The sequence below is a fragment of the Pseudomonas sp. AOB-7 genome, from assembly GCF_003696305.1.
In the GTDB taxonomy this organism is placed as follows: domain Bacteria; phylum Pseudomonadota; class Gammaproteobacteria; order Pseudomonadales; family Pseudomonadaceae; genus Aquipseudomonas.
This window is the reverse complement of record NZ_RFFK01000001.1, coordinates 368,077-380,158: the sequence shown is the minus strand read 5'-3', so window position 1 is coordinate 380,158 and position 12,082 is coordinate 368,077. Positions and strand designations below refer to the sequence as shown.

General features: G+C 63.4%; 9 protein-coding genes and 2 tRNA genes. 2 read left to right on the top strand and 9 right to left on the bottom strand.

Features of this window, described 5'->3' with window-relative positions; translation table 11 throughout:
- Nucleotides 1–83 precede the first annotated feature (83 nt).
- The 5 genes from EA796_RS01885 to EA796_RS01865 form a co-directional block, all read right to left on the bottom strand.
- Nucleotides 84–160: transfer RNA gene (locus EA796_RS01885), tRNA-Met, on the bottom strand.
- A 115-nt stretch (nucleotides 161–275) separates the two neighbouring features.
- Nucleotides 276–352 (bottom strand) — tRNA-Met (locus EA796_RS01880).
- A gap of 551 nt (nucleotides 353–903) precedes the next feature.
- Complete coding sequence (locus EA796_RS01875; protein WP_122107315.1) at nucleotides 904–2,949, bottom strand: pyridoxamine 5'-phosphate oxidase family protein; 2,046 nt, start codon at nucleotides 2,947–2,949, stop codon at nucleotides 904–906.
- A 53-nt stretch (nucleotides 2,950–3,002) separates the two neighbouring features.
- Nucleotides 3,003–3,629: a glutathione S-transferase family protein gene (locus EA796_RS01870; RefSeq protein WP_122107314.1), complete on the bottom strand. Its 627-nt coding sequence runs from the start codon at nucleotides 3,627–3,629 to the stop codon at nucleotides 3,003–3,005.
- A 31-nt stretch (nucleotides 3,630–3,660) separates the two neighbouring features.
- Nucleotides 3,661–4,548 carry an alpha/beta fold hydrolase gene (locus tag EA796_RS01865; protein WP_122107313.1) on the bottom strand — a complete coding sequence of 296 codons (888 nt, stop codon included), beginning with the start codon at nucleotides 4,546–4,548 and terminating at the stop codon, nucleotides 3,661–3,663.
- Nucleotides 4,549–4,722: 174 nt separating this feature from the next.
- Here EA796_RS01865 and EA796_RS01860 point away from each other — a divergent pair, with 174 nt between their 5' ends.
- Nucleotides 4,723–5,301: a CGNR zinc finger domain-containing protein gene (locus EA796_RS01860; RefSeq protein WP_122107312.1), complete on the top strand. Its 579-nt coding sequence runs from the start codon at nucleotides 4,723–4,725 to the stop codon at nucleotides 5,299–5,301.
- Between the two features lie 222 nt (nucleotides 5,302–5,523).
- On the opposite strand, the gene EA796_RS01855 is transcribed toward EA796_RS01860, so the two are convergent.
- The 4 genes from EA796_RS01855 to EA796_RS01840 form a co-directional block, all read right to left on the bottom strand.
- Nucleotides 5,524–8,658: an efflux RND transporter permease subunit gene (locus EA796_RS01855; RefSeq protein ID WP_122107311.1), complete on the bottom strand. Its 3,135-nt coding sequence runs from the start codon at nucleotides 8,656–8,658 to the stop codon at nucleotides 5,524–5,526.
- Nucleotide 8,659: 1 nt separating this feature from the next.
- Nucleotides 8,660–9,748, bottom strand: a complete 1,089-nt coding sequence (locus EA796_RS01850; protein WP_122107310.1) for an efflux RND transporter periplasmic adaptor subunit — start codon at nucleotides 9,746–9,748, stop codon at nucleotides 8,660–8,662.
- A 181-nt stretch (nucleotides 9,749–9,929) separates the two neighbouring features.
- Complete coding sequence (locus EA796_RS01845) at nucleotides 9,930–10,139, bottom strand: 4-oxalocrotonate tautomerase family protein (protein WP_003243425.1); 210 nt, start codon at nucleotides 10,137–10,139, stop codon at nucleotides 9,930–9,932.
- 76 nt (nucleotides 10,140–10,215) lie between these two features.
- Nucleotides 10,216–10,950, bottom strand: a complete 735-nt coding sequence (locus EA796_RS01840; protein WP_122107309.1) for an SDR family NAD(P)-dependent oxidoreductase — start codon at nucleotides 10,948–10,950, stop codon at nucleotides 10,216–10,218.
- 144 nt (nucleotides 10,951–11,094) lie between these two features.
- On the opposite strand from EA796_RS01840, the gene EA796_RS01835 reads away from it, so the two are divergent.
- Nucleotides 11,095–12,009, top strand: a complete 915-nt coding sequence (locus tag EA796_RS01835; RefSeq protein WP_122107308.1) for a LysR family transcriptional regulator — start codon at nucleotides 11,095–11,097, stop codon at nucleotides 12,007–12,009.
- The last annotated feature ends 73 nt before the right edge of the window (nucleotides 12,010–12,082 follow it).

Below are 12,082 nucleotides of genomic sequence, written 5' to 3'. Positions count from 1 at the left end.
GCCCGCCTGGCTTAAGGGAAGCTGAGGAAGATCAACGGCGGAAACGAAAAAGGCCACTCGTTTGAGTGGCCTTTTTCTGAAGGTGGTTGCGGGAGCAGGATTTGAACCTACGACCTTCGGGTTATGAGCCCGACGAGCTACCAGACTGCTCCATCCCGCGCCGATGATTCTACGCCTGATTTAAATGCTGTCAATCGGTTTGTTTGTTTTAATCGACTGAGTCAATTGAAGGCGCAAACAAAAAGGCCACTCGCTTGAGTGGCCTTTTCGATGTTTGGTTGCGGGAGCAGGATTTGAACCTACGACCTTCGGGTTATGAGCCCGACGAGCTACCAGACTGCTCCATCCCGCGTCTGTGGGTCGGCATTCTACCGTCGGCTGCGCCGCTGTCAACCATGTATTTGAAGAAAACTGTTTTCAACTCAGGTGCTTAGCGTTAAACAGCTGTTAGATTTCAGGGCTCCAGGCCAGGCCGGGCAAGGCTTCCAAGGGTGTCGTGCGCCAGATGGTCCACGTCGCCTGTGCATCCCATGTCCGAGTGTTTTTGGCGTCCCACTGGTGGTCGACTGGGTGTTTTGTGTCCGTTAGCGTTCGCAAGCGTGCGGGTCCAGCAGTGGAAAAAGCGGGTATTCACGCGGGGTTCGTAAACCGCCAGGAGATACCCGCCATGCCTTTGACTGGTGTCCAGATGCGCCAAGCCAGGCCCGGTCGTCCCAAGTCCCCCCAAATTCAGTGACGGGCGGGGCTCTTTTCATTCGGCTCTAAGTCGTTTCTCAGCCCGCACCTAACCGTTGCAAGCGAGCTGTTCGGGCCGAATGTTGAGATTCGCCGGACCAGTTACAGCACGGAAGATTTCAAGCCCGGCGATGGAGGTGATTTCATCAGCTATTTCCGTGTTCCTCATCAGATATCCAGAACCAGCGGCTGCCCACCGCTTTCGTCTAAAGCGGGTACAGCGCAACAGATGAGCGCCATGCCTTCGTCCGGCATCTGAGCCGGGAGATGGGGGTAGTGCACCTGGCCGCTGAGCACTTTCGTCCGGCACATGCCGCAGGACCCACCACGGCAGCTGAAGTCGGGAGACAGACCACGGCTTTCCGCCAGTTCCAGCAGGCTGCCGCTGCCTGGTTTCCAGCGGGCTTCCCTGGCCGAGGCGGAGAAATACACCGGCGCCGGCGCTGTTGCCGCCGGCGGCTGAGCGGGTTTTGCAGGGTGATTGTCCTCTTTGCGTTGCAGTGTCGAGGGGCCAAAGGTCTCGGCGTGGATGCGTTGATCGGCGATGTTCAGTGCGCGCAGGCCGTCGTAAATCGCTTGGACAAAGCCCCCGGGGCCACATAAGTAGAAGTCGTAGTCGTCCACCGGCAGGTGAATCTTGATCGTCGCGACGTCGAGACGTCCGAGCAGTTCATGATCCCGGCCCAGCACTGTATTTTCTTCCGGGCAGCTGAGGGCGCGGTGCACCTGCAACAGATCAGGGCAGCGTTTGCGCAGATCCGCGATTTCCTGCTGAAAAGGCAATTGCTTCAAGGTTCGCGCGGACTGGAACAGGTGAATGCGGCGCTTGTTTCCCGACAGCTGGTTCTGCGCCACCAATTCCCGCAGCATCGAAAGCAATGGCGTCATGCCGACGCCTGCGCCGATCAGTACCACGGGGCGTGGCGTGTCTCCGTCAAGGGTGAAGCGCCCCATGGGTGCGCGTACCTGTAGCCGGTCACCGACTCGAACCTGGTCGTGCAGGTAGCGCGAGACCAGCCCCTGAAGCTTGACGCTGATGCGCAGAAAGCTGTCAGAGGGTGCGCTGGACAGGCTATAGGTGCGAACCAGCACCTGCCCCCCGGCAGCCTTGGGAATGCGTAGCGGTAGATGCTGTCCCGCCATGAAACTGACCGTCCCGCCGTTTGGGGGCTGGAGGTAGAAGGAACGGATGTCCTGGCTTTCCTGTTCCAGGCGGATCACTTGCCAGTCCTGCCACTGATTGCGCTGCTGCCCATCGGCTTCGGCCCAGGTACCGGTCATCAGACTGGTCGGCGCGTATTCCTGGAAATTCCAGCGAATCGATAAGGCGCGCGGTCGAAGCACGGCCTGCTCTACGTCGAGGGTCCAGAGGCGTTCGGCACCCTTGAAAGCGCCGATCATCGGGCTATTGGCAATCAGTTCCGTCGTTCCAAACAGTTGCAACACATCGCCATTGAGAAAATCGACAAAAAGCAATCCGGCGACCGGGTTCAGGTGCAGGTTGCCCAGGGTGTTGAAGTGCAAGTTGCCGGCGTAGTCCGGGATGGTCAGGCGGTTCCCGCTGACTTTAATGAATCCAGGCCGCCCACCGCGATGGGAGACATCCACAGAGCGTTGGCCGTCTTCGTGCTCGACGTAGCTGGCGACGAAGAACGTATCGGCATTGCGGATCATCGCTGTCAGGCTGGCGTCCAGCGCCGCGAAGTCCTGGCGTGCGTCCTGCTCGTCGCGGCCTGTCTCCTCGCGGGTGTAGGTGCGTTGCTGGATGTACTGCGGGCAATTGCCGAAGGAGTGCTCGACGGCGACTTCCAGACGACCCGCTTCGACTTGTCGGAGGACGCCGTTCATGCGGTTGCGCCGCCGTGTGTGCAACTCGATGCCCAGCAGGCCGATCGCGCTGCCGGTCGCAAAGCCGCTGGCCGCCGGGTCCTGCTGGTCGAGTTCGGTGGCTAGCACCAGGCAGCGGGGATCGGGCGAGGTGACGAAGCCTTCCGGCCCTTCGAGTAGCGTCGCCCAGGGCCGGCCCTGGGCATCCACTGCGCCGACGATCATGAAGGGCAATTGGTGATAGAAGTCACGGTGCTGGTCTGGCATGTAGTCACGGATCACCCGCTGACCGTAGGACTCCATGTCCCCGGAAACGCCGGCGCGTTCTTGCATCGCCTTTTCGCCGGCATGCCAGGGAGAACGGCGGGGATTGGTTGAAGTATCCATCACGAAAACCTCGCTGGAGAGGCTGCCGGGCGTACCGGCAGCGGGCGGCGGGTTCAGCCGGCCTGCAGGCCCGCCACGGAGCGCTGCATGGGCACGAAGCCGGGCAGGGCCTCGATGCGGGTCAGCCAGGCGCGGAGGTTGGGGTATGGCGCCAACGACACATTGCCCTCCGGCGCGAGCGCGATGGAGGTGTAGTTGGCGATGTCAGCAATGCTGGGACAATCACCGGCGAGGAAGGGCGTTTTGGCCAGTTCGCCATCCATGATCTGGAACAAGGCATGGGCGCGGGCGATGACTTCTTCGGCATCGAAGCGGGCGCCGAATACCCTGATCAGCCGCGCGGCCCCAGGCCCGAAGGCGACCTGGCCGGCGGCCACCGACAGCCAACGCTGTACACGGGCCTCGCCTAGGGGATCTGTCGGCAGCCAGCGACCGTTGCCATATTTTTTCGCCAAGTAGACGAGGATGGCGTTCGAGTCGCTGACGATGGTGCCGCCGTCGTCGATCACCGGCACCTGACCGAAGCTATTGAGGGCGAGGAATTCGGGGTGCTTGTGGGCCCGCTTGGCCAGGTCGACGAAGATCAGCTCGGTGGGCACCTTCAGCAACGCGAGCAGCAGCTCTGCGCGGTGGGCATGCACCGACAGCGGATAACGGTAGAGTTTGATGGCGCGGGTCATGGCGCTAGCTCCGGTCGAGTTGGGCAAGACATCAGGCCTGAATACTCCCCAGCACGTCCCGGATGCGCCGGGCGATATGATCCACATGGGTTTCCAGGGCGAAGTGCCCGGTATCGAGCAGCTCCACGATCGCATCGGGATTGTCGCGTTTGAAAGCTTCAGCGCCCGGCGGGATGAAGAAGGGATCGTGCGCGCCCCAGATCACCAGGGTAGGCAGTCGCGTATCGCGCAGGAACGCTTGGAAGGCCGGGTACAGCTTCAGGTTGTTGGCGTAATCGAGGAACAGGTCGAGCTGGATGTCCTTGTTGCCTGGACGTTCCAACAGCAACGCATCGAGGTAGTACGACTCGGGCGCCACCCGCTCCACGTCCTTCACGCCATGCAGGTACTGCCAGCGGGTGCCGGCCAGGTTCAGCACGGCATCGTTCACCACCTGGCGGCGCTCGGGATTGCCCGGTTCGGCCCAATAGTCGCGGATCGGCTGCCAGGCATCGCCCAAACCTTCCAGGTAGGCATTGCCATTTTGCGAGATCAACCCGGTGACTCGATCCGGATGGGCCAGGGCCAGGCGCAGGGCGGTGGGTGCGCCGTAGTCGAATACGTAGAGGGCGTAGCGTTGCAGGCCCAGCTTCTCGACGAAGGCGTCGAGGGTGAGCGCCAGGGCATCGAAGCTGTAGCGGTATTCACGCTCAGCGGGCACCTCGGTGAAACCGAACCCCGGCAGGTCCGGCGCAACGATATGGAACATGTCGGCCAGCAGCGGGATCAGTTCGCGGAACTGGTGGGAAGAGCTGGGAAAGCCGTGCACCAGCAGCAGGGTGGGGGCGGCGGGGTCACCCGCCTCACGGTAGAAGACGCGGACACCGTCGGCGTCGACGAACTGATGGCGAACCGGGATATGCACGATAGGTGAGGTCATGGCGGTCACTCTGTAACTTGTAAAATGATTATTTATGGTTACCCATGGCGCCGATTATGAACCTTGCCTGTAACCTGTCAACTGGATAAAAAAGGTTACAAGCCAGAATTTTGTAACTGTTCACTTATGGTTTATAGGGTTACTATTTGGCCGGTTACCTTACAGAGCGCCATCATGACCACCACCTCTGCTTCGTCTCCCGTCGAACCCTTCGTACTGGCCGACCACCCCGTGCTGGACATGCTCAATACCTTGGCCGCGCTGGACGGGGCTCCTCTGGAGTTCTGGCGCAGCGACGAGGATGTCCGAGCTTGGCTGGTCCGCACCGGCTGGGACCTATCCAGCACGCGCTTTCCCAAGGGCGAGTTGCTGAAGGCGGCGTTGACCCTGCGCGAAGCGGTGCGGGGGCTGGTGGAGCGACGCAAGGCGGGCGGCCAGGGTTCGCCGGAGGTACTCAATCGCTTCCTGGCCACGCCCAGCCACCTGCGGCTGGACTGTTCGACGAGTGGAGAACTGCGACTGGAGAAAGTGCGGGCAGCAACCACCGCCGAGCAGTACCTGGCGCCTCTGGCCGAGGCGGCTGCCAAGTTGCTGGTGGAAGGAGACTTCAATCTGGTGCGTCAATGCGAACATCCAGATTGCGTGCTCTGGTTCTACGACCGCACCAAGTCCCATCGCCGCCGCTGGTGCAGCATGGCGCTATGCGGTAACCGGCATAAGGTGGCGGAGTTCCGTAAACGCAAGCAGCAGTGATGCGGGGTTTATGAGAAGGACTGAGTCTGGATTGCAGGGACGACTACAACGCCGGGCACGCGACGAAGCCCAGGTCCTGGCCGGCTCCGCTGCACAGGCGTCCTTGGCCAGTCGTTCAGCTGCTCCAGCACCATGTGCTCGGCACGTTCACGGACTTCGGGGGAGTAGGTTGTAGTCGTTCTCATGACCTCATCTTCTCGGCGGCAGATCGCCGCGATTCGCTCATGCCTCGCTGCCTTCGCGCTGCCGCAGTGCACGGGCTTGCGTCTGCCCGGAGGGCGTCCAACTCGGGGGCGCCTCGCGGGTCGGCTGCGGCTTCGTGCGCAGGATCAGCGCGGCGAGGGCAGGGAGGAACAGCAGCGTCAGCAACGTTCCGACCAGGACTCCGCCTATCAGCACATAGGCCATCGCTGACCAGAACACCGAGAAGGTCAGCGGGATGAAGGCGAGGGCGGCGGCCAGCGCCGTGAGCAACACTGGGCGGGCGCGACGCACCGTGGCTTCGATGATCGCTTCGCGTAGCGGCCTGCCGTCAGCCTGCTCATGGCGGATCTGGTCGGTGAAGATCAGGGTGTTGCGCATCAGGATGCCGCCGATGCCGATCAACGCCAGAATGGCGTTGAAGCCGAACGGCTGGCCGAACAGCAACAGGGTCGGCACCGCACCTATCAGGCCCAGCGGCGCGGTGGCGAAGACCATGAACATCAGGGCGAAAGAACGCACCTGGAACATGATCACCACCAGGGTCAGCAGAATCATGAGCGGGAACCACTCGGCAAGGGCCCGATTGGCCTTGGCGCTTTCCTCGACCGGGCCGCCGATGGTCACCCGGTAGCCTTCCGGCAGGCCGGCGATCAGCGCCTGCAAGTCGGCATATACCGCCTTCTGCACATCTGGCGGCTGGGTACCGGGCAGGATATCGGCGCGCACCTCGAAGGTCGGTTCGCGGTCACGGCGTTTGAGGATGGGCTCCTCCATCACGGCCTGGAAATGGCCTACCTGCTCCAGGGGCACCGATACCCCCGCCGCGTTGGTAATGGTCAGGCCGGCGATGCCGTCGAGGTTCTCCCGCTGGGTATTCAGGGCCCTCACCATCACCGATACGCTGCGAGTGCCTTCACGTACCTCGGTCACCGGGTTGCCGACCAGCAGGGCGTTCAGCTGGCTCTTCACCTCATCGAGGCTGAAGCCCAACAGGCGCAGACGATCCTGGTCGAGCACCAGGCGGTAGGCACTGCTGCGTTCACCCCAGTCGACGAAGGTGTCGCGCGTCATGGGGTTGGTGCTCACCACTGCGCGCACTTCTTCGCTGACCTGCCGGAGTCGTTCGAGATCGGGGCCGGAGACGCGAAACACCACCGGGAACGGCACCGGAGGGCCGAACACCAGTTGCGTGACGCGCACCCGCGCGGAGGGGAATTCGCCGGCTTCGACGCGGGCCTGCATGCGTGCCTTGAGGGCGTCGCGGGCATGCGAGTCGGCGGTTTGCACGATGAGCTTGGCGAAGGCCGGGTCCGGCAGTTCCGGATTCAGCGACAGGAAGAAGCGGGGGGCGCCGCCGCCCACATAGGCATCCACCATCTGCGTCTGGGGTTCTTCGAGCAGGGCTTGCTCCACCTGAGCGACCACCGCTTCGGTGGCCTTGAAGGCGCTACCCGGCGGCATGTAGACCTCCACCAGCAACTCCGAGCGGTCGGAGTTGGGGAAGAACTGCTTCTTCACCGCGCCAAGACCCAGGATGCTGAGGGCGAAGGCGCCCACCACCAGAACGCTGACGAGCACGCGGCGGTTGACGCACCAACTGACAACACGTCGCAGACGCTGGTAGCCCGGCGTGGCGTAAAGCGCCTCGTGGCCACCGGCCACCGGGCGGATCTTCGGCAGCAGTTTCACGCCCAGGTAGGGGGTGAAAAACACCGCCACCAGCCAGGAAGCGAGCAGGGCGAAGCCGACGATCCAGAAGATGTTGCCGGCATATTCACCGGCGCCCGAGCGGGCGAACCCCACCGGCAGGAATCCGATGACCGTCACCAGGGTGCCGGTCAGCATGGGCGCGGCAGTGGAGGTCCAGGCGAAGGTGGCAGCCTGCATGCGTCCCAGGCCTTCTTCGAGCTTTACCACCATCATTTCGATGGCGATGATGGCGTCGTCCACCAGAAGCCCCAGAGAGAGAATCAGCGCGCCGAGGGTGATGCGGTCGAACTCTCTGCCAGTCGCCAGCATCACTACGAAGACGATGGACAGAGTCAGAGGCACGGCGGCGGCTACCACCAGGCCGACGCGCAGGCCCAGCGCCAGCAGGCTGATGACCATGACCACGGCAAGGGCGACAAAGAACTTGAGCATGAATTCGTTCACCGCCAGGCGGATCTTCTCGGCCTGGTCGGCGACCTTGTCGAAGCGTACGCCGAGCGGCAGGTCGGCCTGGATGCGTGATTCTTCGGCCTGCAAGGACTCGTCCAGCTCCAGGCCGTTGAAATGCGGCTCCATCACCACGCCGAGCATCAGCGCTGGCTTGCCCTGGTGACGGATACGATAGCTCGCCGGCTCTTCGTAGCCGCGGCGCACGTTGGCAACGTCGGCGATGCGCAGGAGTCGGCCGCCCGCGTTGATCGGTACGTTCTCGATCAGCTCGAGGCTGTCGAAGGCGCCATCGAGACGGATGTGGGCGCGCGGGCCGCTGGTCTCGACGAAGCCGGCCGGCGCCACGGCATTCTGTTTGGCCAGGCTGTCGAAGATCTGCTCGGGCCGCAGACCCAGGGTGGCCAGACGCTCGTAGGAGAACTCGACGAAGATGCGCTGTGCCTGCTCGCCGAGGATGTTGACCTTCTTCACCCCGGGCAGACGCAGCAGTTGCTGGCGCAGATCCTCGGCCATGCGCACCTGCTGGCGATGCGGCAAGGGCTCGGCCTCCAGTGCGTAGAGGGCGAAGTAGACGTCGGAGTATTCATCGTTGAAGTAGGGGCCCAGGACGCCCTGGGGCAGGCGCTGGGCCTCGTCCGTGAGTTTCTTGCGGGTCTGGTAGAACAGCTGCTGGATGTCCTTGGGACGGGTGGAGTCGAGGAACTGCAGGCGCATCGAGACGAAGCCGGGCTGGGCGATGGTCTCCACCCGGTCATACAGATCCAGTTCCTGCAGGCGCTTTTCCAGGCGATCGGCCACCTGCTCCTGCATTTCCCTGGCGGTGGCGCCCGGCCAGGCTGCCGTGATGGTCATGGTCTTTACGGTAAAGGAGGGGGCCTCGGCGCGGCCGAGCTTGCCGAAGGCGATGACGCCGGCCAGCAGCGTCGCGATGATCAGGAACAGGGTCACCGCCGGCTGGCGCACGGCGTAGCTGGACAGGTTGAAGCCGCTCATCTCAGTGCTCCCGGGCGAGCGAAGGCGTAGCGAGTTCGCGTACGCTGTCGCCGGCATTGAGGAGCTGCGCGCCGAGCGCGACGATGCGCTCGCCAGGCGCCAGGTCTCCCTCCAGCAGCGCATGTTCCTGCCCCAGGCGTAGGACCTTGACCGTTCTCAGCGTAACCCGGCTGTCTGCGCCTATGACCCAGACACCGGTTGCCTGGCCCTTGTCGAGAAGCGCGCCGAGCGGCACCCGAACTTGTCGCGCCTGTGCCGCGCTGCCCAGGTGCAGCGTTACGGTGGAGCCCAGGGCCAGATCGGCATTATCCCCGGCCAGGGTGTAACGGGCTCGAAAGGTACGGGTGACGGGGTCGGCACTGGCGGACAGTTCGCGTAGCGTCGCAGGCAGCGGGGTTTCCTGGCCGTAGGGAATGGCCTGCGCCGGCTGACTGGCCAGCACGCGCTGGGTCTCCGGGAGGTCGATCACCGCCTCGCGTGCGCCCGCATGGGCCAGCCTGACGACCACCTGACCCTCGCCGACCACCTGGCCGCGATCCGCCAGCACCTCGGTAACCACGCCATCGGCGTCGGCGATTAGGGTCGAGTAGTGCTGGCGGTTCTCCACTTGGGCGGCCTCCGAACTGGCGGCGGCATGAGCCGCTTCGGCCACGCGCAGCCGGGTGGCCGCCTGTTCGAATCTCTGCCGCGAAATGGCACCGGTATGGCTCAGGCGGCGATAGCGGGCTTCGTCGTCGCGCGCCTGGCGCAATTCGGCCTGGGCGGCGGCAACCCGATTGCGGGCGGCGCGCAGAGCGAGCTGGAAGTCGACGTTGTCCAGTACCAGCAGGACGTCGCCGCGCGCCACGGGGGAGCCGGGATCTACCCGACGCTCGACGACCTTGCCGCCGACCCTGAAGCCCAGGTCACTGGTGGTGCGGGCGGCGACGACCCCGGTGTAGAGCGAGGTGCCGCTGGTGGCTGCCTGCGCGGTTGTGGTCAGCACGTTACGTGGCTGTAGAGCCGGCGCCGAGGTATCGGCCTGACTGTGACAGCCGGCCACCAGCGCCAGTGACAATATGAGGGGGAGTGACAGAGGCTCGGTACGCATCGTTCGCAGTCCTGATGGGGGCTGCGGTAATTTATATTATGGTAATAATATAAAATCAAATGCCGTCCATCATTTAATGGCTGGTGCAGCCTCTCAGCATTCCTGCGAGAGGCTCATACGGCACGGCCGGCTCAGGGGGAGGAGAGGTGTGGGCCGGTCGAGCCGACCGACCCACAGGGGGCTAGCTCTGCGGCGTCTTGCTGCGGTACTCGGTGGTGGTCATGCCGGCATAACCCCAGTTATCGGTGTCGACCTCCTCGATCACGATATGGGTAAGATCGGGACGCTTGTTGAGGACGCGTTCCAGGGTCTCAGTGATTTCCTTTATGACCTGGGCTTTCTGCTCGCGGGTGACGCCATCGCGAGTGATTCGAACGTTGACGAACGGCATGGTATTGCTCCTGCGTTGGGGTAGGACGGGGCGGTCTTCACCGCGGTGCGCTATCGATTCTGGCCGCGCTGGCCGACTACCACTTGCCGACGCTCATGCCGCCATCGACGGGCAGCACCACGCCGGTGGTGAAGTCCGCGTTGGCCAGATACAGCACGGCATCGGCGATTTCACTGACCTGACCGATGCGGCCGGCCGGCTGCAGGCCGTTGAGGAAGTCGCGGGTCGCCGGATCGTGCATCGGGGTTTCGATGATCCCCGGGGCGACCGCGTTGACTTTGATGTTGTAGGGCGACAGTTCCAGGGCCAGTGCGCGGGTGGCCTGGTTCAACCCGCCCTTGATCAGCACCGGCAATGCCGCGGGAACCGCCAGGTTGGGTTGCAGCGCGACCGCCGCGGTGATGTTGATGATATGGCCCTGCTTGCGCTCGATCATATGGGCGGCGGCTACTTGCGAAGCGTAGATCACCCCCTTCAGATTGGTTTCCAGCAGGCTCTCGATATCCTCCGGGCTGTACTCGACGAAAGGCTTCGGCAGGAAGAAGCCGGCATTGTTGACCAGCACATCGACCTTGCCGAACACCTCGATGCCCACCTGGAAGATACGCTTGGCGGTTGTCGGGTGGGCAATGTCGCCCGCCACGCCAATGAAGCTGTCGGGGTTGCCGAGTTCGGCGCGCGCCTCGGCCAGACGCGCCTCGGAGCGTGCATTGCCGACCACGTTGAATCCGCTGGCGAGAAAGGCCTTGACCAGGCCAAAGCCGATACCGCTGGAAGCTCCGGTGATGACGACGGTTTTGTTGCTGCTCATGATGTTTCTCCTGAAGAGAGTGAAGGGCTCTTGCTCGGCGCCGAGCGGAATCTGCGATACGCCGTTGGGAGGGACTATATTTGTGCCTCCAATGCCGATAAATGGGGTTTGGGAAACTTCAGTTGATACATGGTGTAATTAATCATGCGCAGACAGTTCGACGATGTATTGCTGGGCAGCATCGAGCTTTTTTGCCTCGCGGCCGAGGAGGGTGGTTTCACCGCGGCCGCGCTCGTTGCGGGGGTAACCCCGGCAGCGGTCAGCCGCTCGGTCGGCCGTCTCGAGGAGCGCCTGGGGACGAAATTGTTCGTGCGCACCACGCGCAGCATCCGCCTGACCGAAGGTGGGCGCAGTTATTACGAACAGTGCCGGCAGGCCCTGACGCAGTTGGTGGATGCGGAGCGGGAGGTGATGGGCAAGCAGCAGGAACCTTCGGGTACCTTGCGCATCAGTCTGCCCACCACTTACGGGCACCACCGGATTCTGCCGCTGCTGCCCGAGTTCCGGCGGCGCTACCCGAAGGTCCGGGTCGAGGCCCATCTGAGCAACCGCAATATCGATTTCGTCGGCGAAGGTTATGACATGGCCGTGCGTGTGCGAGCCCAGCCCGACTCGACCTTGATCGCCCGCCCGCTGGAAGATGCCCGTCTGCTGGTGGTGGCTGCCCCCGAATACTTGCAGCGGATCGGTGCCCCGCTGGTGCTGGACGATCTGCAGCAGCACGAATGCATCCAGTTCGAACTGCCCAGCAGTGGACGACGGATCACCTGGCTATTCAGCGAAGGGGGCAAGGAGCGAGAGATGCTGACCGATGGCGGCTACCTCTGTTCCGACGACGTGCTCGGCGGCGTGACCCTGGCCAAGCATGGTGCGGGTCTGTTCCAGACCTATCGCTTCATCGTCGAGCGCGAACTGGCGGAGGGCTCGCTGGTAGAGGTGCTTCAGCCGTTTGCCGGGCGCTCGCGGCCTTTCACCCTGTTGTACCCGCAGCACAAGCACATGCCGCTGCGCCTGCGGGCGTTCGTGAACTTCATCATGGAGAAGCAGCAGGCCTGGTAGGCCGCTGTCGTTAGTGCGCGGGTGGAGGGTCGACTAGCCGCCTGTACCCTGATGTATCCCAGGCCCTTGCGCA